The sequence below is a fragment of the Limnobacter sp. genome (genome assembly GCF_964228395.1).
GTDB lineage: Bacteria > Pseudomonadota > Gammaproteobacteria > Burkholderiales > Burkholderiaceae_B > Limnobacter.
In genome coordinates, this window is the sequence record NZ_CAXQZX010000077.1 from 11,217 (window position 1) to 34,558 (window position 23,342).

A 23,342-nucleotide genomic window follows, 5' to 3' on the forward strand; every position below is an offset into this window, starting at 1 on the left:
CTAGCAAAAACAAAGTTACCGTGCAAGCCGCAGGAGAAAGGCATTAAACCGTTCAACATATTGATTTTTATGGATTTAATTTAACCATGACACTGCACAAAAAGTTCATCTTTCGATGATTTTTGAGCAAAATCAAAAACGGAAGTGCTTTTTCCACAAAGTTATCCACAATTACATGAATTTCACGCAATAAAGGCGTTTGTGTAACTAACGCTTTTTCGCTACAGTCGCTGTCTTATTCACGAGGAGTCTACTGTGTGGGCGATCATCACAGCCGCTGGTTGGCCGATTTGGCCTTTGATTTTTGCATCCATCATTGCCCTGGGCATCATCTTTGAACGATGCTGGGCCCTGCGTGAAAGCAATTGGTTGCCCCCCCAGTTGGTGGCGGATGTATGTCGCGGTTTGGGCAACTTCAAAGACAAGCAAAATTTGGCGCGACTCGCAGGGCACAGCCCTTTGGGTGCAATGCTGGCCGCAGGCATTGTGGCGCACGCCCGCGGCGAATCGCCCGATGATGCCATGCAAACCCAAGCCGGCAGCCTTCAAGCCAACATGGAAAAGCACCTCGATGTGCTTTCCATGATTGCCAGTGCAGCGCCTTTGATGGGGCTGCTGGGTACGGTCATCGGAATGATCGAGATCTTCGCTGTTCAGGGCAGCAGTGTGCAATCCCCAGAGGCAATCGCCGCGGGCATCGCGGTGGCCTTGTACAACACTGCATTTGGCCTGATTGTGGCTATTCCTGCCTTGGTGGCCTATCGCCTGTTCAGGATTCGAATCAACACCCTGCTAGATAAAATTGGTGAGGCCATCAAGCCCTTTGAGGATTTGCTGGAACCCAATCGCAAAGCCAGACCATGAAAATCAAGCGCACTCAGCCAGGGCCGGAGGCCCCAGACATCAACCTGATTCCACTGATCGATGTGCTGTTGGTGATTGTTATTTTCTTGGTGGTTTCAACCACGTTTTTAAAGCCAAGTGCTCTGGCGGTTGACCTTCCTAGCACCCAGGCGGCACAAACACAAACCGAACAACCCGACGCCTTGCGCATACGTGTTGGGCGGGATGGCAACTTTGCCTATGGCAACCAAACAACCCTGGATGCCAAACAATTGCGCAGCGAACTCACCAAGGCGCTAGCCTCCTTGCCCAGCGACCCGCTGGGGCGACGCGCCATTGTAGAGGCCGACGCGGCGGCCAGCCATCAGTCGGTGGTCACGGTCATGGACGTTTTGGCAGGTTTGGGTGTGGCCAGGGTGTCGATTGCTACATCTGGCAAGCAACCATGAGCAAACCCTCGGGCAACCCGTGGCGTGCCCGCCTTGAAGAGCGCTTGCTCGGCATCTGGTACCAAGGCCAACCCACCGGCTTTTGGCTGGCCATCGCCTTAAATGGCCTCACCCTGCTGCACCGCCTGGCAAGATTTTTAAGCCAGCAAAGCACCAAAGTGACACAAAGTAAAACCCGCACCCAACCCGCTGTGCTGGTGATAGGCAACCTGATTGCTGGTGGTGCCGGCAAAACCCCGATTGTGATGGCCGTGTGCCAACACTGCGCCCAAAGGGATGTGCGTGTTGGGGTGGTTAGCCGTGGTTACGGCCGCCGCAATCAACTGCCCTGCCTGCTGAACCAAACCATGTTGGCCAGCCAAAGCTTGGACCAATTGGTGGAGCAGTTCGGCGACGAGCCTGTGTTTTTGGCGCAGCAAACCGGCTGCCCGGTGGCGGTGGGCCAGAACCGCCAGGCGGCAGTCGACCTTTTGTGTGCCCACCACCCAGACCTACAGCTTGTGGTGTCGGATGACGGGCTTCAACACCACCGCCTGCGACGCAGCCTGGAATGGGTTGTGTTTGACAGACGTGGACAGGGCAACGGGCGTCTGTTGCCCGCCGGCCCGTTGCGTGAGCCCAGCCAAAGGCTTGGGCACGTGGACGCCGTTCTAGCCAGCAATGTGGAGGTGTCAGCCCTTGCTGACATGCTACAAACCTCAGCGGGGCCCCATTGGCATGCGGTGCAGGTGCGCTTAAGCGGGTTTACTCAGCCTGCCACGCAAGAACACCTCAACTGCGAACAGGCGCTGGCGCGGTGGCGCAACAAGGGCGTGGCAGCTTTCACAGGCCTGGGGAACCCAGACAAGCTTTTTTCCGCCCTTCGGACAATTGGTTTGTCCTTGGCAAGAAGCCAGCCATTGCCAGACCACTTTCAATACCCTGCTGATTATTGCAAGGCCTTCACTGAAGATGTGCTGATTACCACGGGCAAAGATGCCGTAAAATTGGCTCCATATGACCCACGTTTGTGGGTGGCCAATATTGAAGTTGAATTGCCTGCTGCCCTGACCCAAGCCCTAGAGGACCACATTGGACACTCAATTGATTGACATTCTTGTTTGCCCCATTTGCAAGGGCCCACTCGAAAAACGCCCGACGGACGGATTCCTGGTTTGCAAGGCAGACAAACTGGCGTTTCCGGTGCGCGACGGCATTCCAATCATGCTGGTGGAACAGGCCGAACCCTTGAACAACCCTGCCTCGCCCCAATGATGGGCCAACATGCCCCGCTGGGAGCCATTTGATCATGTTCAAAGCCGTGATTCCTGCGCGCCATGCCTCTACCCGCTTACCCGGTAAGCCATTGCTGGATATTGGTGGAAAACCGATGGTGGTCCGCGTCGCCGAGCAAGCCCTGAAGTCGGGCGCAGAAGAAGTGTTGGTAGCCACCGACCATGAAGACATTGCCCGGGTCTGCGAGCAGCATGGCCTGGAGGCATTGATGACCCGCAGCGACTGGCCCACTGGCACGGATCGCATTGCCGAGGTGGTGCAAACCAAAGGCTGGGGAGACTCTACCGTGGTGGTGAACGTGCAAGGCGATGAACCCCTGATCGACCCAAAATTAATCGACCTGGTTGCCCAGGCATTGCTGGGCGGAGACCAACACATCGCCACCTGTGCACACCCCATCCATGACTGGGCTGAGTTTAAGAACCCCAACGTGGTCAAGGTGGCCTTGCGGGTTGATGGCGAGGCACTTTATTTCTCCAGGGCCCCCATCCCCTACCCTCGCGACCACTTTGCAGCCGAACAATGGCCTGCAGGCGGCCCCAGTGATCATCTTGGTCTGCGTCACATTGGCCTGTATGCCTACAAAGCCGGCTTTCTTCGACAATACCAAACCCTGGCCCCCGCCCCCGTGGAACAGTTGGAGTCGCTAGAACAACTGCGCGCGCTGGCCAACGGCTATCGCATAAAAGTGTGTATTATTCAGGATGCCCCGCTGCCAGGCGTGGACACTGCAGAAGATCTGGCTCGGGCCAGGGCGCTGTTTGAGTCCAACGCGGGTCGGGAATAAAAAATATTCTACCCAGGCCCTAGGGCCATGCTGGCGATTCCCAGGTAAGTTTGCTGCAAGGCCACACCTCCATAATCGCCGCATCAAAGGGTCGATCACCCTACACAAATTGGTTCGAAACTGCTGGCGCATGCAAGGTTCGAACACCGGATTTAAAACTCTTGAGGCGACTATGCGTTTAATTTTATTGGGAGCGCCCGGTGCTGGCAAAGGCACACAGGCCACATTCATCAAAGAAAAGTTTGGCATTCCCCAAATTTCCACCGGAGACATGCTCCGCGCCGCTGTGAAAGCGGGCACACCTTTGGGCGTCGAAGCCAAAAAAGTGATGGATGCAGGCGGCCTGGTGTCCGATGACATCATCATCAACCTGGTTAAAGAGCGCTTGAAAGAAGCCGATTGCGCCAACGGCTATCTGTTCGACGGTTTTCCACGCACCATCCCACAAGCGGAGGCCATGAAACAGGCTGGCGTAAAAATCGACTTCGTGCTTGAAATTGACGTGCCACACAGCGAGATCATCGAACGCATGAGCGGCCGCCGCACCCACCCCGCCTCTGGGCGCACCTATCACATCAAATTCAACCCGCCCAAGCAGGAAGGATTAGACGATGTAACAGGCGAGCCCTTGGTGCAGCGCGACGACGACAAAGAAGAAACAGTGCGCAAGCGTTTGGATGTTTACGAAAACCAAACGCGCCCCTTGGTGGACTATTACGGACAATGGGCCGCCACAGGCGACAGCAATGCACCAAAGTACCGCAAAATTGCCGGCGTGGGTTCTGTGGACGAAATTCGCCAACGGGCTTTTGACGCCCTAAAGTAAGCACCATCTGCCACATGGTCGGCAATGCGTAAAAAAGCACCTCTACGGAGGTGCTTTTTTGTTGGTGCATGCCCTATGGCCCATGCCCATCGCGCGTGTTTATTGGGGATGTTTGTGAGGTCGTGGGCCTGGGCTTTTGCAACAAGCGCCGGGGCCCCAAACCCAAGGCCGCCAGCACGCCGAAGTAAACCAGCCCGCTAGCGGCAATAACGCCCAACACGGCAAGCACGCGCAAGCTCGGCTGGCTGCCCATGGCCAGCCAGTCGAACTGCTGGTTCAAGACCAGCAACACAGCGGCCATGGCCACACAGGCCAAACACACTTTGAGGAAATACACCGCCCAGCCCGGCCCCGGCTGATACATGCCCTTGCGTCGCAAGCCCACATAGAGCACACCCGCGTTGACCAAAGCACCCAGCCCCACGGACAAAGGCAAACCCGCATGCCCAAGCCAGGGCACAAACACCAAGTTCATCAACTGGGTGAGCACCACCACCGCCACGCCGATTTTTACGGGGGTTTTGATGTCTTGTTTGGCATAAAAGCCCGGCGCAAGAATTTTAACCAGCACCAAGCCACTCAAACCCAGGCTGTAGGCCATCACGGCTTGGCTGGTCATGGCGACATCGTGTGCATCAAACCGGCCATAATGAAATAGCAGGGCCACCATGGCTTCGCTGAACAAACCCAAGCCCAAGGCTGCAGGCAAGGCCAACAACACCGTGAGCCGCAGCCCCCAGTCCATCAAGCCAGAGTACTCTTGCTGGCTTTTGGAAGCCGCAGCGGTGAGGGAGGGCAGCAACACTGTGCCCAGCGCCACACCCAGCAAAGCCGTGGGAAATTCCATCAAACGGTCACCGTAAGAGATCCACGACACACTGCCCTTCTCCAAGTGAGATGCGATGTTGGTGTTGATGATTAGACTGATTTGAGCCACCGACACAGCCAAACTGGCGGGCAACATATTGGCCAGCACCCGACGAACCCGCTCATCTGCCCAGGCTTGCCGAAGTCGCCCCCAACCGCCGAAAGGGTTGATCAGACAACCCGCGCGAGCCAAGCCGAACCACAGCACAAGCACCTGCAACAATCCACCCACCATCACCGCAATGGCAAAGGCCAACACGGCCTGCTCAAAATAAGGAGCCAACACCAAGGCTCCTGCAATGAAACTGAGGTTGAGCAACACCGGCGCAAACGCTGGCAATGCAAATGAGCGGAATGTGTTGAGCAAACCCGAGGCCAATGCCACCATGGAGATCAACAAGATATAAGGGAACATCCACTGGGTCAGGGTGACAGTGAGTTCATATTGATCTGAACCAGACGGCAGGCCACTGGCCATGCCAAACACCACCCAGCCAGCGCCCAAGGTGCCTGCCAGTACCACCAGCAGAAGAACCCAAAACAGCAACACGCTGGCACGCTGCGCGAGGTCAATCGCAGCCTGCTTACCAGCCTGAGCGTTGGTTTGGGCCAACACGGGAATAAAGGCCTGGGAAAACGCACCCTCTGCAAACAGGCGGCGCAGCAGGTTGGGAATGCGGAATGCGATAAAAAAAGCGTCGGATTCTGCACCTGCGCCCAACATGCGTGCAGTGACTGTTTCTCGAATCAGGCCGGTCACGCGAGATAGCATGGTCATCGCGCTGACCGCAGCGGCCGATTTCAATAAATTCATATAGAGATTGTGAAAGGGCTGTTATTTTGTTAAAATTGCGGGTTTTCGAAGTCTACACCCTGGGACGTTACTAAGATGGCCAACTCAGCACAAGCGCGCAAGCGCGCCAAACAAGCCGCGAAAGCTAACGCGCACAACTCTGCAATTCGTTCTGCCATGCGCACCGCCGTGAAAAAAGTTCGCGCTGCCGTGCAAGCCGGTGACAAAGCCGCTGCCCAAGCAGTTTATCGCGAAACCACCAGCGTGCTGGACCGCGTGGCCGACAAAGACCTGATTCACAAAAACAAGGCTGCCCGCCAAAAGTCGCGCTTGTCTGCCCTCGTGAAAGGCATGGCCGCCTAAAGATTGCCGGGCTGAGTTTGGCTCTGCCCACTTTGGCCAGCAAGTTTGGCCACGTTGCAGGCTAAAGGCGCAAGCAAAACTAAGCGAAAAACCCCGAACAGCATGATGCTTTCGGGGTTTTTGTATTGACCAACTTCCGGCAAATACGGGATTACCGCTAGGGGGGCAGTGGCTTAATCGTCGGGCAACAAGCAGGCATCAATGACTTGCAGGTCATTGTCTTTGGCAAAATTCAAAACAAAGTTCATGGCCATCGGCTCAAGGTCACGTAAACGCTCGTCCACCACCACGCATTTCACGCCATCCATCACAATGGGTTTGGCATAGGGGCTATAGACAAGGTGCTGCTGGCTGCTGTGACGGCCTGGGGGACGGTAGCAAGACAACACCCCACACAGGCGCTCTGCCCAGTCAGACGGCCGAAACACCTTGCCCTTGGAGGTGGTGCCGACGATGAAAATCTCTTTGGCTTTGACCGTTTCTGGTTCAGCCATGCTCAGTGTGCTCCCAAGGAAAACGTGTGGGCAGGTGGCCTCACAAATGTTCCTGAATTGTGGCAACCCTGGCTTACAACAGACTGATCAGTTGCAAGCCAGGCCAATTTAACGGTCGATGCGAGCGTAAGCCGAGTGATTGTGGATGGACTCAAAGTTTTCAGCCTCCACGGTGTACTGCCCCACCTCCTCGAGTTTGTTCAAGGCGATGGCCACATCACGCACCAAGTCTTCGACAAACTTGGGGTTGTCGTAGGCGCGCTCAGTGACATACTTCTCGTCTGGGCGCTTAAGCAGCCCCCACAATTCGCACGAGGCCTGCTGTTCAATTGCCTGAATCAGCTTGGCGATGTCGATGTTGTTCTTTAGCTGAACACGGGCGGTCACATGGGAGCGCTGGTTGTGGGCACCGTACTCCGAAATTTTCTTGGAGCAAGGGCACAGGCTGGTAACAGGCACCACCACGGTGAGGTGAATGTCTTGACCCTCCGAATTGGCACTGCCTTCCAGCGTCAGTTGATAATCCATGAGGCTGGACACCCCACTGATGGGGGCAACCTTGGACAGGAAATAGGGCAAGCTCATCTTGATGCGCCCCGAGGGTGCATCAAGGCGCTGCAACATGTCTGCGAGCATGGCCCGGAAGCCCTCAACCGTTAAGGTGTTGCCTTGGGACTCTTCGAGCAGGGCCACAAAGCGAGACATGTGGGTGCCCTTTTGATCAGCGGGCAAAAACACGGTCATCTCGAACTCGGCCACAGAGGGCATGGGCTTTTGGCCTTCGAGCGCGATAAGCACCGGGTACTTTACAGACCGAATGCCCACTGATTGGATCGCAATGTGGCGGGTGTCGATGCTGCTTTGGACATCGGGAATGGCTTGGTCGATTGGGTTGACCACGGCGTTCTCCAAGCCTTTGTCACGTGTATTCATAACTTCCTCATGTGTTTGCAGCGCGCCCTGCTACATGGCGCACTACATTGGTGTGGCGATCAAAAAGTTCGCCAAAGTGCTGCTTGATGGACGTTTCGATGCCTTGGGCGTCCAGGCCAAGATTCTTGAGCAGGAGAGCGGGGTCTCCGTGATCGATGAATTCGTCGGGCAAGCCCAACTGCAATACTGGGTTGGTAAAGCCCTGCGCATGCAGAAATTCGCTTACCGCGGACCCTGCACCACCCATGATACAGCCCTCCTCCACCGTCACAAAGCTGTAGCGTTGCTCTGCAAACTGGCGAATGAGGTGTTCATCCAGAGGTTTAACCCAGCGCATGTCCACCAGGCTGGCCCCCAAACTGCGAGCAGCAACCAGCCCTGGTTCGCACATGGAGCCGAAAGCCAAAATTACAAGCTTGATGCTGGCATCTGCCGGGGAGTAACGCACAACAGCCTTGCCAATCTCGACGGTGTCCAAAGATTCGTCAGCGACCACCCCAGGGCCGGTACCCCGCGGATAACGCACCGATGCGCATCCTGGGTGCTGGTAGGCCGTGCTCAACAATTTACGGCATTCGTCTTCATTGGATGGCGCGGCAATCACCATGTTTGGAATGCAACGCAGGTAAGCGATGTCGTAATTCCCGGCGTGGGTGGCTCCGTCTGCGCCCACCAAGCCTGCGCGATCCAAGGCAAAGGTCACGTCCAGATTTTGCAAAGCCACGTCGTGAATCAATTGGTCGTAAGCGCGTTGCAAAAAGGTCGAGTAAATGGCCACCACGGGCTTCATGCCCTCGCAGGCCAACCCTGCACCAAAGGTCACCGCGTGTTGCTCGGCAATGCCCACATCAAAATACCGAGAGGGGAAACGGCGCTCAAATTCGACCATTCCCGAGCCCTCACGCATGGCCGGTGTAATGCCAATTAGGCGTCGATCAGACTGGGCCATGTCGCACAACCACTTGCCAAACACCTGGGTGTAGGTGGGCGGCTTGGGGCCAGTGGCCTTTTGAATGCCCACGGTGGGGTCGAACTTGCCAGGGCCATGGTACAGAATGGGGTCTTGCTCAGCCAGTTTGTAACCAGCGCCCTTTTTGGTGATGACATGCAAAAACACCGGGCCTTTTAATGCGCGAAGGTTTTGCAAAGTGGGCACCAGTGCGTCCAGGTCGTGTCCGTCGATGGGGCCATAGTAGTTAAATCCGAACTCTTCAAACAAGGTGGCAGGGGTCATCATGCCCTTGACATGCTCTTCAAGGCGGTGAGCCAATTCATACAGCGGTGGGGCAACTCCCAACAAACCTTTGCCCATTTCTTTGACGTTGTTCATCATTCGGCCCGACAACAACTTGGCCAAGTATTTGTTCAGCGCCCCCACTGGCGGCGAAATCGACATGTCGTTGTCGTTCAGGATGACCAGCAAATCGATGTCAGGCGTAACGCCAGCATTGTTCATGGCCTCGAAAGCCATGCCTGCGGTCATGGAGCCATCGCCAATAATGGCCACGTGTTTGCGGTTGACTCCCAAATTGCGGGAGGCCACCGCCATGCCAAGCGCAGCCGAAATCGATGTGCTGGAATGGGCGGTACCAAAAGCGTCGTACTCAGACTCAGAACGCTTGGGAAAACCAGAAATGCCGCCATATTGGCGCAGGCCAGGCATGGCATCCCGGCGGCCGGTGAGGATTTTATGCGGGTAGGTTTGATGGCCCACATCCCACACCAGTCGGTCGTTGGGCGTGTTAAACACATAATGCAAAGCGACAGTCAGCTCAACCGTGCCCAAATTGGACGACAGGTGCCCCCCCGTGCGCGACACCTGCTCAACAATGTAATTGCGCAACTCATCGGCCAGGCGCGGCAACTGTTGCACATCCAGACGGCGCAAGTCGGCGGGGCAATCAATTTTTTTCAGCAGGTCTGTCATGATTTTCGGTTGGTTATGAGTTCTGCCAAGGCCAGCAAAGGCCCATTGCGCTCAGCGTTTAAGGCTTCACATGCCTCAAACGCCTGGCACCTCAAATCTTCAAGCAGCGCTTTTGCTGCGGGCATTCCCATGAGGCTCACCATGGTTGGCTTGTTGTTCAGGGCATCTTTGCCAGAGGTTTTGCCCAACATCTCGCTGGTCGACTCGACATCTAATATGTCGTCTATTGTTTGGTAAGCCAAGCCCAAAACCTTGGCAAACACCTCTAAATTGGCCAAGTCTTCTGCCTTGGCGGCGGGGTTACTAAGGTACCCCAAGCGCACCGAGGCCGCAATTAAATCACCGGTTTTGCGCGCATGCATGTGCTTGAGGTCAGCCAGTGACATGGATTTCCCCACGTGCGCCAAGTCGATGGCCTGACCCGCCGCCATGCCATGGAGGCCCGAGGCCCGAGCCAGCACTTTGATTTGCTCCAGCAAAATGCCAGGGCTGGCGCAGGCAGATTCGGCCAACCACTGAAATGCGGTGGTTTGCAATGCATCCCCAGCCAGCAACGCAAATGCCTCACCGTGCTGCACGTGGCATGTGGGTTTGCCGCGGCGAAGGGTGTCGTTGTCCATGCAGGGAAGGTCGTCGTGAACCAAGGAATAAGCATGCATGGCCTCAATCGCACAGGCGGCGTCCGTGAGCGCTTGCATGGGTGTGCCAACGGCATGACCGCTGGCCAGCACCAACAATGCCCGAAGCCTTTTACCGCCTTCCAAAAGCCCATAAGCCATGGCCTGGTTGAGCGCGTCGGAGGGGCCACCGAACTTACCGAGCTTGGCTGCTAGCGCCTGCTCAAAGCCAGCACGGGCCTCTTCTACCCAAGCGTGAGCGAGCATGCGTGTCACCCTGCCTCACCTGCCCCAGGGGCCTGCAGGCTGCTTTCGATGGCCTGAACCTCTTCGCGAACCTGCGAAAGGCGATCGCGACAATATTTCACCAACTGCGCGCCGCGTTTGTAATCTGTCAACAAGGCATCCAGACCCAATTGTTGATTGTCCATGGCTGCCACCAAGGATTCCAATTCCGCCATGGCTGCCTCGAACGATTCGGGTGGCTGGAACGCGTCCTCAGGGGCGTTGGTCTTGGTTGTTTGGGTGCTCATGGGAACTACCGACGATGCAAAGTCCTCTATTTTACTGCGAGATTGCACAAAGGCGAAAAGTCTTTGGCCGTAATGCAGACTAAAGGGTACAATCCCCCTTCGCATTTTGTCTTTTTGTTCAACAAGTTAATTTGCATCGGCGTCGAACAGGGCGCTGTTGAAGGGAGGTCCCCGGGATCATGTCCGATTTGAGTGATTTGTCCAATGTGTCACAGGCGTTGTCACAGTCAGGTTTGCAGCCCCATGTATCGGCTTACTTTGACGAGCGTGTTCTGAAGGATGAGATCCAACTACTCTATCGAGATGGACCGGGCTATGTCGGCCACACCCACTGGGTGCCAGAGGCTGGCGACTGGCGTTCCCTGCCCTGGGAAAACGATGGCCGCTTGTTGGTCAACAATGGTCAAGGTATTGAATTGTTGTCCAACGTTTGCCGCCACCGGCAAGCGGTGATGCTCAAAGGCCATGGCAATTCCAGCAATATTGTGTGCCCATTACACCGCTGGACTTACGACCTGAAAGGTGAACTGCTGGGCGCCCCCCACTTTCAGCAACAGCCCTGCACCAAGCTGCAGTCTTTTGACCTGCAAAATTGGCGTGGGCTGCTGTTCAACGGTGGCCGCAATGTGCTCAAAGACCTCGAAAAAGTGCCTTTCCTGGAAGAAATCGATTTTTCTGCCTTTCAGCTTGATTCGGTCAAAACCAACACCCTGCCATACAACTGGAAAACATTCATCGAGGTCTACCTGGAGGATTACCATGTGGAGCCTTTCCACCCAGGCCTGGGTCAATTTGTGAGTTGTTCGGACCTGCAGTGGTACTACGGCGAGAACTGGAGCGTTCAATCGGTGGGCATCAAGTCGGGCCTACGCCGCCCGGGCACCCCGGTGTACCGCCAGTGGCACGATGCAGTCATGAAATTCAGCAATGGCGTGGAGCCCAAGTATGGCGCGATCTGGTTCTGCATGTACCCCAATGTGATGGTCGAGTGGTACCCCCATGTGCTGGTGGTTTCTACCTTGCATCCCATGGGCCCTCAAGAGACCTTGAACGTGGTTGAATTTTATTACCCTGAGGAAATTCGACTGTTCGAACGCGAATTTGTTGAAGCCGAGCAAGCGGCCTACATGGAAACCGCTGTGGAAGATGACGAAATTGCAGAACGCATGGACCATGGGCGCAAGGTCTTAATGCAGCGCGGTGAAACCGATGCCGGACCGTATCAAAGCCCAATGGAAGATGGCATGGAGCACTTCCATCGATGGTACGCCAGAGCCATGAGCCCCAGCATTGCCCCGGGGCACTCGCTAAAGGGGACCAAGTAAGACCTGGTGGCGCCGCAATAGAAAATTACTATTCCAAACTTTTGGTTTTGTTCAACTTTTTTCTGGTACATTGGTTGGACAATAATAAAACTCTTGGAATATTAGCCTATGCGCGGCACCAACGATTCGACTGGGCCGGTCCTGAAAGGCGGTGGGCCCGCCTACCTCCAGATTCTGGATGTGCTTACCCGTGAAATCTCCCAGCAGGTTTGGAAGGTGGGCGAGGCTTTGCCCAATGAAAAAAAGCTGTCCGAGCGCTTTGGCGTATCCATCGGCACGGTTCGACGAGCGGTAGAGTCGCTTGAAAAAGCGGGCTTCGTGAGCAAAATGCAAGGCTTGGGCACCTTCGTCAAGGACACTGGCAACCTGCCTGTTTATCACTCCAATCTTCCGTTCAAATTGCATGCCCAATGGCTTGCAGAGGAACCCAGTCCAAAGGTTCGGTCTAATCTAATTCGACTCGAGAAGATGTCAGCGGGGCATGAAGAGGCAAATGCTTTGGGCCTGCAGATCGGCGACCCCATCTGGTCCATTGAGGTTCGCCACCAACTTGGCCAACAACTGATCGCCCTTGAACAACTGTGCGTGTCTACCCGTGTGTTTCCCACTCTGAGCATGGACATGCTGACGCAATCCGATGGTAATTTGTATCGCCTGGCTGCCGAGGTATTCCAGACCCGCGTTGGACAAATGGTTGACGAGGTGTCTGTTCGTAGCATGGACTCCCGCATTGCCAACCTCTTTAACAAACACATCGACACGCCCAGCCTACGCGTGTTTCGCATCACACGATCCTTGGACAACACCCCGATCGAGAAGCGAGAGGTGTGGGTCGACCCCAGCTACGCTCACTACAAGGCGACGCCGGGCAGCCACTGAAGGGATCCACGCCGAACTGCGCTAGAATCCCACCCCATGCAAGCACTCTGGATGTTGGTGGCCTGCCTGTGCTTTGGCACCATGGGCCTGATGATTAAACTGGCGGCCAATTCGGCAAGCCTGGGCGAAATTGTGTTGTTTCGCGGTCTGGTGCCGGCCCTGGCCCTGGCAATTTGGGCGCTGCTGTCGGGCTTTACTCTCAAAAGCCCGGTGTTTGGGCTTCACCTTCGGCGCAATGTGGCCGGCATTGTGGCCATGTGGTGCGGTTTTTATGCCACCACGCAGCTGCCTTTGGCCACAGCCACCACCTTGATGTACACCTCCCCTTTGTTTATTGCGCTCATTCTTTGGTTTTGGTTTGGCGAAAACAAAAACCGTGCGGAAAAAACTGCCATTGCAGTGGGTTTTGCCGGTGTACTTGCAGTGCTTCAGCCTGTGCTGGAAAGCCAACAACTGCCAACAGCGTTGATTGGCCTGGCTGGGGGCGCAGTGTCTGCCCTGGCTTACCTTCAATTGAAAAGCCTGGGGCAGGTCAAAGAGCCCGAGTGGAGAACCGTGATGTACTTTGGGGTGACCGCCACCGTCACAGGCGGCGCCTACCTCTTAAGCACAGGCCACGCGCATGCACTTGACCATGCTTTTTCAAGACTGGACCTGACTGGGCTGGCCTGGCTCCTGGGTCTGGGTTTGTTTGGGGGCGCCGGCAATTTGGCGCTGACACGCAGCTTTGGCAGCGGTTCAACCTGGATGTCGGCTGCGCTTCAGTACTTCACCATTTTGGTGTCGACCTTTTACGGCATTGTGGTGTTGGGTGACATTCCCACCGGCGCAACCTGGTTGGGTGCGGTGTTAATCATCGCCTGTGGGGTGTTGTCGGCCTACGCCACCCACCTGAAAAAAACCAGATGATGGCACGGCTTTAATGGTGGTGGTGCAGCACTTGCGCCAAGGTGGCCACCAAGGCAACACCGGCACCAATGCACAGCAATTGGACCAGGCTTTCGCCGATTCGAATGCGTTGTTGCATTTGGGGAATGAGGTCCGCCACGGCCACATACAAAAAACTCGCGGCCGCCAACACCAAGGCATACGGCAGCAGGCCTTGAATTTGGGTAAACAGGGTGTAGCCCAACGCGGCGCCAATTACCGCCGCTACGCCAGCAATCACCATGAGTCGTAGCGCTTTGGCCCGGGCAATACCAGCATTGCGCAGCACCAGGTAATCGCCAGTTTGCTGGGGTATTTCGTGCAAAACCACGCTCAGTGTGGTTACCAGCCCCAACTGGGAATCAACCAAAAAGGCGCTGGCAATTAACAAGCCATCGGCAAAATTGTGAAGGGAATCCCCGACTACGATGAGCAGGCCACCGCGGCCGGCCTCTTGCCGGTCAAAGCCGTGGTGGTGGTCGTGACCATCGTGCTCATGGTGGTGGCTGTGGCGAAAAATCGAAAACTTTTCCAGCACGAAAAAAAACAGCAAGCCTGCCAGCAGCAGGCCAAACACATCGTGATGATCCATGCCTTTGTCCATGGACTCGGGCAGCAAATGCAACAAAGCGGCCCCCAGCAACACACCAGTGGAGACGCTCACCATGGGCTCTAGGGATTTTGCAATCACTCGGGCTGTGAGCCACGCCGAAGCCAAAATGGCCAGCCCCGTGCCCAGGGCGGCTGCGGTCATCACCAGCAATAAACTTGAATGCACGATTTGGGCGCTTTAGAAGAATTAAAGGACGTTTTTGCCTCGCAAGAAGGCAAGCGCCTGATTGTACGCCTGTTTTGCCGCGGTGGAGTTGTATGTGTTTCTGTAATCGGCGTGAAACCCGTGTTGTGCATTGGCAAACACCGTGATTGACGATGCCGCTGCATTGACATTGCTGCCAGCGGCCTTAGTTAGCGCCAAGCGCATTTGCTCGACTGTATCCAGGGGGATGCCAGAATCTTCTGCGCCATACAAACCAAGCACAGGGGCCTTAAGGCCGGCCGCTATATCAACCGGGTGTTTGGGAGTCAGCGGGGAAACATTGCCCACCAAGCGCCCGTACCAAGCCACGCCTGCCTTGACATTCGGGTTGTGCGCCGCATACAGCCATGTGATGCGCCCGCCCCAGCAAAAGCCGGTTACTGCAAGCCTGCCTACGTCTCCACCCTCACCCGCGGCATGTTCGACGCACTTGTCGAGGTCACGCATCACCTGCGCGTCGTCCATTTTGGCAATTACGTTTTCAAGGATGGAGGCCACCGTGGCGTACTGCCCGGGTTCAGAGTGACGGAAAAATATCTCGGGGGCAATCGCATACAAACCCGCCTGCGCCAAGCGCCGGCAAACATCCTCAATGTAGGCATGCACGCCAAAAATTTCTGGCACCACCAAAATAACAGGTGGATTTTTTTTGTGCATGGGGCGTGTACGGTAGGCAAACATGTCATCGTCGCCCACATCCACAAACACGCGCCCCTCCTCCAGACCAGCGGCTGAAGTGGTGATGGCCTGCGACAGCACGGGGTTGGCCGCCACAGCGAACCCACCCGCAGTGAAGCCCTTGAGGAGGGTGCGTCGATCGATGCTCAATTTGCCCGCGCCTGCCAGAGAATTGATGTGTTCTTCCTGCTCCGGGTCATTGGTGTTGCTTTTGCTCACGGCCATCCTCCTTGACTCTTCATGCTGCCCATCAATGGGCTTCTTCCCAGTTGTTGCCGACCCCGCAGCCCACCTCAAGGGGCACGCGCAGTTTGGCCACGCTGGTCATGATTTCAGGCACACGCGCTTTTATCAATTCGAGTTCACCCTTGGGTACTTCAAGAATCACTTCGTCGTGTACCTGCATGATCATCTTCGAGGCGAGCTTTTCTTGGTGCAACCAATTGGACAATTCCACCATGGCCATTTTGATTAGGTCGGCGGAGGTGCCCTGCATGGGCGCATTGATGGCTGCTCGCTCGGCTGCAGCACGCCTCGGACCGTTGGGGCTTTTGATTTCGGGTAACCACAAACGCCTTCCAAACACGGTGCTCACATAGCCCTCCGCTTTGGCCTGCTGGCGAATGTTTTCCATGTACTGGGCAACCCCAGGGTAGCGGGTGAAATAACGATCGATGTACAACTTGGCTGCATCACGAGTAATGCCAAGGTTGGCTGCCAGCCCAAAGGCACTCATGCCGTAAATGAGTCCAAAGTTGATCACTTTGGCGGTGCGACGGTGATCAGAGTTGACCTCTTGCAAACTGACACCAAAAATTTCAGAGGCGGTGGCACTGTGGATGTCCAGCCCCTCGTTAAATGCAGAAATAAGCGCCTCATCCCCAGAAATGTGGGCCATGATACGCAACTCAATTTGCGAATAATCTGCAGACACCAACACGTGGTCGGGCGGTGCAATAAAAGCCTCGCGCACGCGACGGCCCTCTGCAGTTCGCACCGGAATATTCTGAAGATTGGGCTCATTGCTGGCCAAGCGGCCAGTGACTGCCACCGCTTGGGCATAGGTGGTGTGCACACGCCCTGTGTTGGAATTGACCATGCGGGGCAGTTTGTCGGTGTAGGTGCTTTTTAGCTTGGCCAAACCACGATGCTCGAGCAACTTGGCCGGCAAGGGGTAATCTTCTGCCAACTTGGACAGAACCTCTTCATCGGTGGAGGGGGCACCGCTTGCGGTTTTTTTAACCACAGGCAAACCCAGTTTATCAAAGAGCAACTCGCCAATTTGCTTGGGTGAATTGAGGTTAAACGACCCGCCCGCCAACTCAAAGGCCTGCTCCTCGATTCGCTTGAGCTTGTCGGCAATTTCGCTGCTTTGTTGATCCAGCTTGTTGCTATCAATCAAGACGCCGTTGCGCTCTACCTCGAACAGCACTTGCGCAAAAGGCAGCTCGATGTTGTTGTACAGCGCTTGCAGGTCTTTGGTTTTGGCCAGCTCATCGTTGAGCACGTGGGCCAGGCGCAGGGTGACCTCGGCATCCTCGGCCGCGTAACGTGTGGCTGTTTCAATGGGCACTTGGTCAAAGCTTATTTGGCTGGCGCCTTTGCCCGCGACTTCTTCGTATTTGATGGTGTTGTAGTTCAACCAACGCAGGGCCAGAGCATCCATGCCATGCGGCTTGTGGGCCTCCAGAACATAGGAGGCCAGCATGGTGTCGCCCACAAGGCCTTTTACCCATACCCCCTGGTTGGCCAGCACGTGCAAATCGTACTTGGCATTTTGAGCCACCTTGGGGCTGCGCTCGTCCTCGAACCATGGCTTAAGCCGCGCCAACACTTCTTCGGCGTGCAATTGAGGCTCCGAGGTTAGGTCTTGATGCGCCAAGGGGATGTAATAGCCCACGCCTGGCTCCAAGGCAAAAGACAAACCCACCAAACGCGCCACCATGGCATCCAACGAATCGGTTTCTGTGTCAAAGGCCACAAACCGCCCGGCTTTGGCCGCTGCCTGCAGAGCCAGCAGCAAAGCGTCCATGGCCGTGTCGGTGTTTACACACTCGGTGCGAATAGAGTCGATGCCCTGCGTGGGCGAGTCGAACAAACTTTGCGGCTCAAGAACACTATTGGGAGCGGCACCCGCCTTGGTGTTGTTGCCTGACGAGCCAGCGCTCTCCTCGCTGGCACCGCCCAAAGCCCGAAACCAGGTTTTAAATTCAAAACGCTGGAACAGATTGCGCAAGGCGTCGGTGTCTTCTGCACCTGCTTTGAGTTGGCCTTCGATGTGCCTGGCCAATTCAAACTCACAGTCGGTTTTGACAGTGACCAAAAACTTGGCAGTGGGCAGCCAATCAAGGGCTTTTTGCAGGTTTTCTCCCACCTTGCCACCAATTTTTTCGGCGTTGGCCACGATGCCATCGAGTGTTTTGTACTCGGCCAACCACTTGGCGGCCGTTTTGGGCCCCACTTTGTCCACACCGGGCACGTTGTCTACCGAGTCGCCCACCAGGGTGAGGTAATCCACGATTTGCTCGGGGTACACACCAAACTTTTCAAACACAGCATCGCGAGTCATCACGGCATTTTTCATGGTGTCGACCAGACGAACTTTGTCGCTGACCAGTTGGGCGAGGTCTTTGTCGCCAGTAGAGACCACCACTTCATCAAAGCCCTGCTCCACCGCCACACGTGCCAATGTGCCAATCACATCGTCGGCCTCAATGCCGGGCTCCATGATGATGGGCCAGCCCAGGGCGCGGGTGACCTCGTGAATGTGGGGGATTTGGGCAGCAAGGTCCTCGGGCATGCTGGCGCGCGTGGCCTTGTATTCTGCATAAACATCGTCGCGGAATGTTTTGCCAGGCGCATCAAACACACAGGCGATACAATGGGTGTCGGTTTGTTCGCCGGTGTAGTCGGCGCGCAAGCGGCGCAACATGTTGACCATCCCGTAAATTGCACCGGTGGGCTCACCGGCGCGATTGCGCAGGTCAGGCATTGCATGGAATGCGCGGTACAGGTAGCTGGATCCATCAACAAGGAGTAAACGCTTCATATGACAACCAAAAATAAAAACATTCCGACATTGCGCCACTTGCCTTCCAAGGAACAGTCCACCGCTGTGAAGGCCCGCGAGTCGTGGCATGTGCTTGGCATTATGGCAGAGTTCATTGAAGCGACTGAAAAGCTCTCGGCAATTCGCCCTTCGGTGTCCATCTTCGGCAGCGCACGTACACCCACCGACCACCCTTACTACACCCTCACCGAGAGCATCGCGCGGGCATTGTCCGATGCAGGCTTTGCCGTCATCAGCGGCGGTGGGCCAGGCATCATGGAGGCCGCCAACAAAGGGGCGCACGCTGGCGCTTCGCCCAGTGTTGGGCTTAACATCGAGCTGCCTTTTGAACAACATGGCAACCCCTACCAAAACATTTCGCTAACCTTCCGCCATTTTTTTGCGCGTAAAGTGGCCTTTGCAAAATACGCCAGCGCGTATGTGGTGATGCCCGGTGGCTTTGGCACACTGGACGAGCTTTTTGAAGCACTCACTTTGATACAAACCAGCAAGGGTCGAAAAATCCCGATTGTGTTGGTGGGTGCAGCCTTTTGGGGCGGGCTGATCGACTGGATTAAAAGCCATCTGCTTGGCGAAGGCATGATCAGCCCCGGGGACTTGGACCTGTTTGAAGTGGTCGAGACCCCAGACCAAGTGCTTGAATGCATTTTCCGCTTCTATGAGAAACGCACCTTCAACCCCTCGGACAGCGAGACAGAGAAGTTGCTTGACCTCTAATTTGGCGGGCAAACCCGGGTAAAATCCAGCTTGCTTAGTTCAGGCCCGCTGAATTTGCATTGCTCAACCCAGGACATTGAATGGCTGTTTTTACCCGCATTACCCATGAAGAACTACAGGATTGGCTGACCGGCCGAGATTGCGGTGAATTGCTCTCGTTTGAAGGCATTGAATCGGGTATTGAGAACACCAACTATTTTGTAAACACAAGCACTGGCCGATTTGTATTGACCATTTTCGAGAAACTCACGGCCAAGGAATTGCCTTTTTACTTGGGCCTGATGGGTCACTTGGCAGGCAAACATCTGCCGGTGCCAGGACCTGTGGCTGGGCAGCGGGGCGAGCTTTTTTCAAATCTCAAGGGCAAACCTGCAACCCTGGTGAATTGCTTGAAAGGCCGCTCAGTTGAACAGCCCAATGCCATACAGTGCGCGGCCATTGGCGATTTTTTGGCCAAGGCGCATTTGGCGGTACAAGACTTTGCTGGCAGCCTGCCCAACCCGCGGGATTTGAACTGGATCGCGGGGGTGCAAAGCCAACTCCAAATGCACCTGCCCGAATCGGTTCGCAGCCTTCTTCAAAGCGAAATTGCCCACCAGCAGACCGTTGTGCAAACCCCAGCTCACCGGGCATTGCCCCGGGGTGCCGTGCATGCGGACCTTTTTCGCGACAATGCCCTGATGCTAGGCGATGCCTTGGGCGGGGTGATCGACTTTTACTTTGCTGGCATCGACACCTTTTTGTTTGACCTGGCCGTGACCGCAAACGATTGGTGCATACACCTGGACACTGGCGAGCTGGATGCACTCCGTTTACAAGCCATGCTCGAGGCCTACCAGGCGGTGCGCCCACTCTCCACGGAAGAGCGGGCCATGTGGCCGAATGCGCTGCGGGCCGCCGCGCTACGATTTTGGACCTCAAGGCTCTTTGACTACTACATGCCACGCGAAGCGGAGGTACTCAATGTCAAAGACCCCGGTCATTTTGAGCGCGTGTTGCAGGCTCGCCGAGCTGGCTTGCCTTTTGAGTTGTAAACGATTTTATTTAAGAGGACCCACGCCATGGCAACGCACGTCAAAACCTGCACCCCAAGCACCGGGTGGGAATGGCTGATGCAGGGTTTGCGCCTTTTCAAACAAAAGCCTGGGGAGTTGTTCCTGTTCGGCAACACGTACTTATTCATTATTTTGTTTGTTGGCATGCTCATCCCCTACCTGGGAGCAGCCATTGTGACCCTTGCCACGCCGGCCCTGGGGTACGGCATCATGACGGCCGGCCGCATGGCCCAAAAAGGCATGCGGGTTGGGCCAGCGGTGATGTTCACCGCTTTTACCCAGGCCGAGCGGGCCAAGCTCAATCATTTCTTGGTGCTGGGCGGCATTTATACCGCGGGTTTTGCCATCATCAAACTGATTGCACATTTGTTTTTGGGGCCTCAACCCGAAGCCACTTTGGGCGATCTTCAAGGCGGCAACCCCGAGGCCAGCGCAGCGCTGTTTGAGTACGTCGTCATGTATATGGTGGTGGTTGGGGTTCTAAGCCTGCCCATTTTGCTGGCCTTTTGGTATGCACCTGTGCTGGTGGGTTGGCACAACATGAAGCCGGTGCAGGCGCTGTTTTCGAGTTGGGTGGCCGTGTGGCGCAACAAGACCACTTTCCTGATCTATGGCATGGGCTGGCTTATTCTAAGCCTTGGGTTTAGCTCGGTTTTTTTAACCCTGTTCACCATGCTGGGCTTACCAGCCCCGATCTTGAGCGCATTGAACATGCTGGCGGTGGCCATCGTGATGGCGGTCTCGCTGTGCACGCTTTACCCCACCTACCAAAGCGTGTTTGAGCAAGACCCGCATCTGGATGAGTTGGTTTAACCGGCTTTGCTCAATTTGGCAAGGCTTAGCATGAGCCACTTCATGCCCTGTTTGCCGAAGTTGATTTGAATCCGCTCATCATCGCCATCGCCTTCGTAAGCCACCACCACGCCGGTGCCAAACTTGGCGTGCTCAACGCCAGTCCCGATGGGGTAGGGGCGGCTGCTTGACTTGCTTGCATAGGTAATGCCCGCAGGCTTGGCATGGCCCCACACTTGATTGTCTAAAGCATCCCAGCCCTGGCTTGCAATATGGGCGCGCTTGGGCGTTAGCCACTTCAGCACATCATCAGGAAGCTCATCCAGAAATCTTGAGCGGATGTGATATCGAATTTGCCCATGTAACATGCGCTGCTGAGCGTGGCTTAAAAAGAGCTGTTCCCGAGCGCGGGTAATGGCCACATACATCAATCGACGTTCTTCCTCCACCGCCTCTACACTGCTGCCATCACCGGCCTCGATGGTATTTCCCACACTGTTTTCGTGGGGGAACAAGCCCTCTTCCAGCCCCGTTACAAACACACAGTGAAACTCCAGCCCTTTGGCCGCGTGCGCGGTCATCAACTGAACAGCCTGCTCGCCTGGGGCCGCTGCATTGTCACCCGCCTCTAACGAAGCGTGCGACAAAAAGTCCGCCAAGGGGGTGATCAATTTTTCTTCGTCCAGCATGGTGGCTGCAGCGTCTTGATAATAGCCCTCTGCCACAGCAAAAGAGGCGGCTGCGTTGACCAATTCCTTCAAGTTCTCGACACGATCTTCACCATCTTTGTCGGCTTGGTAATGGGCCAACAGGCCAGAGTCCGCAATCACCTTGTCAACCAAGGCCGCCAACCCCAAACCCCGGGTCTCGAATCGCAAACGATCAATCAGCTCCGAGAATTTGTTCAGGCTCGCCTGCGCTCGCCCTTCCATGTAACGAATTGCGCGGAACAATGATGTTTGATTGCTGGTGGCCAAATCCTGAAGCTGCTCAATGCTCCGAGCGCCAATGCCACGGGTGGGAAAATTCACCACCCTAGAGAAGGAATTGTCGTCGTCGGCATTGTCGAGCAAGCGTAAGTAAGCCAAAGCGTGCTTGATTTCAGCCCGCTCAAAAAAGCGCAAACCACCGTAGACGCGATAGGCAATGCCGGCGTTGAACAACGCTTGCTCCACCACCCGCGATTGCGCATTGGAGCGGTAAAGAATTGCGATATCAGATCGGCTGTAGCCCTCCTCCAAGGTGAGCTTCTTGATGCGGTCAATCACAAACGCTGCTTCGTCTTGATCACTGACAGCCTCATACACCCGAATGGCCTCGCCCTCCCCGGCATCGGTCCAAAGGTCTTTGCCCAAACGCGCTTTGTTGTTGGCAATAAGCACATTGGCGGCCTTCAGTACATTGCCCACTGAGCGGTAGTTCTGCTCCAGCTTGATGCGGTTTTGAACATTGAAATCGCGTTCAAACTGCGCCATGTTGGCCACACGCGCGCCACGGAAAGCGTAAATCGACTGGTCATCATCACCCACCGCAAAGATACAACCCTGTGGGCCAGCCAGGCGTTTCAACCATTGGTATTGCAAGGTGTTGGTGTCTTGAAACTCGTCGACCAAAATGTACTTGAAGCGTGCCTGGTAATGCTCGCGCAAGGCCGGGTTGGCGCCCAACAACTCAAAACTGCGAAGCAACAACTCGGCAAAGTCCACGACTCCCTCACGCTGGCACTGAATTTCGTAGGCCTCGTACAGGCGCACCATCATGCGGTTGTACTCGTCGTACGCATCCACATCTTTGGGGCGCAGGCCCTGCTCTTTGGCAGAGCCAATGAAGTAGCTCAACTGCTTCGGTGGAAATTTATCTGCATCGATGTTGAGCACCTTGTACATGCGCTTAATGGCAGACAACTGGTCTTGCATGTCCAGAATTTGAAAGGCCTGTGGAAGCCCAGCCTCTTTCCAGTGCGCGCGCAACATGCGATTGCACAAGCCATGAAATGTGCCTACCCACATGCTGCGGGTGTTGATGGGCAACATGCTGGAGATTCTGTGCAACATCTCTTTGGCGGCCTTGTTGGTGAAAGTAACCGCCAACACGCCCCCCGGGCTCACCTGCCCTGTTTGGATCAACCAGGCAATTCTCGCCGTGAGCACCTTGGTTTTGCCACTGCCAGCACCCGCAAGAATTAAAGCAGATTCTCGCGGCAGCGTAACAGCCGCCAGTTGTTCGGGGTTCAGGCTTTCTAACAAAGACACGTTTGGCACCAGGGTTGCTTCAAATCCTGTTGATTTTAACAGTGTTTCGCGATGGGGCATTCCGCTTAAAAAACAGAAACACCGATATAATGCTCGATTGGCCCAGTCAGGCTGCAAAGGGCA

General features: G+C 55.6%; 23 protein-coding genes. 13 read left to right on the plus strand and 10 right to left on the minus strand.

Going from position 1 to position 23,342, the window contains the following annotated elements:
* Positions 1-255: 255 nt before the first annotated feature.
* The 6 genes from ACEQU8_RS05955 (at position 256) to adk (ending at position 4,180) form a co-directional block, all read left to right on the plus strand.
* Positions 256-864, plus strand: a complete 609-nt coding sequence (locus ACEQU8_RS05955) for a MotA/TolQ/ExbB proton channel family protein (RefSeq protein ID WP_370262248.1) — start codon at positions 256-258, stop codon at positions 862-864.
* The gene (locus ACEQU8_RS05960) at positions 861-1,292 is read left to right on the plus strand and encodes an ExbD/TolR family protein (protein WP_370262251.1); all 432 of its coding nucleotides are present in this window, start codon (positions 861-863) and stop codon (positions 1,290-1,292) included. The genes ACEQU8_RS05955 and ACEQU8_RS05960 overlap by 4 nt, the downstream gene beginning before the upstream one ends.
* A complete protein-coding gene (gene lpxK / locus ACEQU8_RS05965; protein ID WP_370262252.1) occupies positions 1,289-2,383 on the plus strand; it encodes a tetraacyldisaccharide 4'-kinase in 1,095 nt (364 codons plus the stop codon). The genes ACEQU8_RS05960 and lpxK overlap by 4 nt, the downstream gene beginning before the upstream one ends.
* Positions 2,364-2,546: a Trm112 family protein gene (locus tag ACEQU8_RS05970; protein WP_370262253.1), complete on the plus strand. Its 183-nt coding sequence runs from the start codon at positions 2,364-2,366 to the stop codon at positions 2,544-2,546. The genes lpxK and ACEQU8_RS05970 overlap by 20 nt, the downstream gene beginning before the upstream one ends.
* 34 nt (positions 2,547-2,580) lie before the next feature.
* Positions 2,581-3,354 (plus strand): 3-deoxy-manno-octulosonate cytidylyltransferase, encoded by a 774-nt coding sequence (gene kdsB / locus ACEQU8_RS05975; protein WP_370262255.1) that lies wholly within the window; start codon positions 2,581-2,583, stop codon positions 3,352-3,354.
* 172 nt (positions 3,355-3,526) lie between these two features.
* Positions 3,527-4,180 (plus strand): adenylate kinase, encoded by a 654-nt coding sequence (adk, locus tag ACEQU8_RS05980; RefSeq protein ID WP_370262256.1) that lies wholly within the window; start codon positions 3,527-3,529, stop codon positions 4,178-4,180.
* 73 nt (positions 4,181-4,253) lie between these two features.
* On the opposite strand, the gene murJ is transcribed toward adk, so the two are convergent.
* Positions 4,254-5,861 carry a murein biosynthesis integral membrane protein MurJ gene (gene murJ, locus ACEQU8_RS05985; protein WP_370262257.1) on the minus strand — a complete coding sequence of 536 codons (1,608 nt, stop codon included), beginning with the start codon at positions 5,859-5,861 and terminating at the stop codon, positions 4,254-4,256.
* 75 nt (positions 5,862-5,936) lie between these two features.
* Between murJ and rpsT the strand changes: the two genes are divergently transcribed.
* The gene (gene rpsT, locus ACEQU8_RS05990) at positions 5,937-6,203 is read left to right on the plus strand and encodes a 30S ribosomal protein S20 (RefSeq protein ID WP_370262259.1); all 267 of its coding nucleotides are present in this window, start codon (positions 5,937-5,939) and stop codon (positions 6,201-6,203) included.
* 173 nt (positions 6,204-6,376) lie between these two features.
* Here the strand turns inward: rpsT and ACEQU8_RS05995 are convergent, their stop codons facing one another.
* From ACEQU8_RS05995 to xseB, 5 genes are all read right to left on the minus strand, one after another.
* Positions 6,377-6,697, minus strand: a complete 321-nt coding sequence (locus ACEQU8_RS05995; protein ID WP_370262260.1) for a DUF3579 domain-containing protein — start codon at positions 6,695-6,697, stop codon at positions 6,377-6,379.
* A gap of 108 nt (positions 6,698-6,805) precedes the next feature.
* On the minus strand, positions 6,806-7,630 hold the full coding sequence (gene folE2 / locus ACEQU8_RS06000) for a GTP cyclohydrolase FolE2 (protein WP_370262261.1): 825 nt from the start codon (positions 7,628-7,630) through the stop codon (positions 6,806-6,808).
* Between the two features lie 7 nt (positions 7,631-7,637).
* Complete coding sequence (gene dxs / locus ACEQU8_RS06005) at positions 7,638-9,560, minus strand: 1-deoxy-D-xylulose-5-phosphate synthase (RefSeq protein ID WP_370262287.1); 1,923 nt, start codon at positions 9,558-9,560, stop codon at positions 7,638-7,640.
* Positions 9,554-10,441: a polyprenyl synthetase family protein gene (locus tag ACEQU8_RS06010; protein ID WP_370262263.1), complete on the minus strand. Its 888-nt coding sequence runs from the start codon at positions 10,439-10,441 to the stop codon at positions 9,554-9,556. Before ACEQU8_RS06010 ends, dxs begins: the two co-directional genes overlap by 7 nt.
* 5 nt (positions 10,442-10,446) lie before the next feature.
* Positions 10,447-10,707: an exodeoxyribonuclease VII small subunit gene (xseB, locus tag ACEQU8_RS06015; protein WP_370262264.1), complete on the minus strand. Its 261-nt coding sequence runs from the start codon at positions 10,705-10,707 to the stop codon at positions 10,447-10,449.
* Between the two features lie 197 nt (positions 10,708-10,904).
* Between xseB and ACEQU8_RS06020 the strand changes: the two genes are divergently transcribed.
* From ACEQU8_RS06020 to ACEQU8_RS06030, 3 genes are all read left to right on the plus strand, one after another.
* A complete protein-coding gene (locus tag ACEQU8_RS06020) occupies positions 10,905-12,032 on the plus strand; it encodes an aromatic ring-hydroxylating dioxygenase subunit alpha (RefSeq protein ID WP_370262288.1) in 1,128 nt (375 codons plus the stop codon).
* A gap of 108 nt (positions 12,033-12,140) precedes the next feature.
* Entirely contained in the window at positions 12,141-12,911 is a 771-nt protein-coding gene (locus ACEQU8_RS06025) for a GntR family transcriptional regulator (protein WP_370262265.1), read from the plus strand.
* Between the two features lie 36 nt (positions 12,912-12,947).
* Complete coding sequence (locus ACEQU8_RS06030) at positions 12,948-13,820, plus strand: DMT family transporter (protein WP_370262267.1); 873 nt, start codon at positions 12,948-12,950, stop codon at positions 13,818-13,820.
* 10 nt (positions 13,821-13,830) lie between these two features.
* On the opposite strand, the gene ACEQU8_RS06035 is transcribed toward ACEQU8_RS06030, so the two are convergent.
* The 3 genes from ACEQU8_RS06035 to polA are packed head-to-tail and all read right to left on the minus strand — an operon-like array spanning position 13,831 to position 18,382.
* Positions 13,831-14,616: a ZIP family metal transporter gene (locus tag ACEQU8_RS06035; RefSeq protein ID WP_370262268.1), complete on the minus strand. Its 786-nt coding sequence runs from the start codon at positions 14,614-14,616 to the stop codon at positions 13,831-13,833.
* A gap of 21 nt (positions 14,617-14,637) precedes the next feature.
* Positions 14,638-15,552 (minus strand): dienelactone hydrolase family protein, encoded by a 915-nt coding sequence (locus tag ACEQU8_RS06040; protein ID WP_370262270.1) that lies wholly within the window; start codon positions 15,550-15,552, stop codon positions 14,638-14,640.
* A gap of 31 nt (positions 15,553-15,583) precedes the next feature.
* Positions 15,584-18,382 (minus strand): DNA polymerase I, encoded by a 2,799-nt coding sequence (gene polA / locus ACEQU8_RS06045; protein WP_370262271.1) that lies wholly within the window; start codon positions 18,380-18,382, stop codon positions 15,584-15,586.
* Here polA and ACEQU8_RS06050 point away from each other — a divergent pair, their 5' ends adjacent.
* The 3 genes from ACEQU8_RS06050 (at position 18,383) to ACEQU8_RS06060 (ending at position 20,988) form a co-directional block, all read left to right on the plus strand.
* Complete coding sequence (locus tag ACEQU8_RS06050) at positions 18,383-19,120, plus strand: TIGR00730 family Rossman fold protein (RefSeq protein ID WP_370262272.1); 738 nt, start codon at positions 18,383-18,385, stop codon at positions 19,118-19,120.
* An 80-nt stretch (positions 19,121-19,200) separates the two neighbouring features.
* A complete protein-coding gene (locus ACEQU8_RS06055) occupies positions 19,201-20,154 on the plus strand; it encodes a homoserine kinase (protein ID WP_370262273.1) in 954 nt (317 codons plus the stop codon).
* Between the two features lie 27 nt (positions 20,155-20,181).
* Positions 20,182-20,988 (plus strand): BPSS1780 family membrane protein, encoded by an 807-nt coding sequence (locus ACEQU8_RS06060; RefSeq protein ID WP_370262275.1) that lies wholly within the window; start codon positions 20,182-20,184, stop codon positions 20,986-20,988.
* Here the strand turns inward: ACEQU8_RS06060 and ACEQU8_RS06065 are convergent.
* Positions 20,985-23,219: a UvrD-helicase domain-containing protein gene (locus ACEQU8_RS06065; RefSeq protein WP_370262277.1), complete on the minus strand. Its 2,235-nt coding sequence runs from the start codon at positions 23,217-23,219 to the stop codon at positions 20,985-20,987. The genes ACEQU8_RS06060 and ACEQU8_RS06065 overlap by 4 nt on opposite strands.
* Positions 23,220-23,342: the final 123 nt, after the last annotated feature.

Coding starts and splice junctions, on each gene's coding strand:
- murJ (WP_370262257.1), bottom strand. CDS start 5,861: ATGAATTTATTGAAATCGGCCGCTGCGGTCAGCGCGATGACCATGCTA.
- ACEQU8_RS06030 (WP_370262267.1), top strand. CDS start 12,948: ATGCAAGCACTCTGGATGTTGGTGGCCTGCCTGTGCTTTGGCACCATG.
- ACEQU8_RS06010 (WP_370262263.1), bottom strand. CDS start 10,441: ATGCTCGCTCACGCTTGGGTAGAAGAGGCCCGTGCTGGCTTTGAGCAG.
- rpsT (WP_370262259.1), top strand. CDS start 5,937: ATGGCCAACTCAGCACAAGCGCGCAAGCGCGCCAAACAAGCCGCGAAA.
- ACEQU8_RS06025 (WP_370262265.1), top strand. CDS start 12,141: ATGCGCGGCACCAACGATTCGACTGGGCCGGTCCTGAAAGGCGGTGGG.
- ACEQU8_RS06055 (WP_370262273.1), top strand. CDS start 19,201: ATGGCTGTTTTTACCCGCATTACCCATGAAGAACTACAGGATTGGCTG.
- adk (WP_370262256.1), top strand. CDS start 3,527: ATGCGTTTAATTTTATTGGGAGCGCCCGGTGCTGGCAAAGGCACACAG.
- folE2 (WP_370262261.1), bottom strand. CDS start 7,630: ATGAATACACGTGACAAAGGCTTGGAGAACGCCGTGGTCAACCCAATC.
- ACEQU8_RS05960 (WP_370262251.1), top strand. CDS start 861: ATGAAAATCAAGCGCACTCAGCCAGGGCCGGAGGCCCCAGACATCAAC.
- lpxK (WP_370262252.1), top strand. CDS start 1,289: ATGAGCAAACCCTCGGGCAACCCGTGGCGTGCCCGCCTTGAAGAGCGC.
- ACEQU8_RS05995 (WP_370262260.1), bottom strand. CDS start 6,697: ATGGCTGAACCAGAAACGGTCAAAGCCAAAGAGATTTTCATCGTCGGC.
- kdsB (WP_370262255.1), top strand. CDS start 2,581: ATGTTCAAAGCCGTGATTCCTGCGCGCCATGCCTCTACCCGCTTACCC.
- polA (WP_370262271.1), bottom strand. CDS start 18,382: ATGAAGCGTTTACTCCTTGTTGATGGATCCAGCTACCTGTACCGCGCA.
- xseB (WP_370262264.1), bottom strand. CDS start 10,707: ATGAGCACCCAAACAACCAAGACCAACGCCCCTGAGGACGCGTTCCAG.
- ACEQU8_RS06060 (WP_370262275.1), top strand. CDS start 20,182: ATGGCAACGCACGTCAAAACCTGCACCCCAAGCACCGGGTGGGAATGG.
- ACEQU8_RS06050 (WP_370262272.1), top strand. CDS start 18,383: ATGACAACCAAAAATAAAAACATTCCGACATTGCGCCACTTGCCTTCC.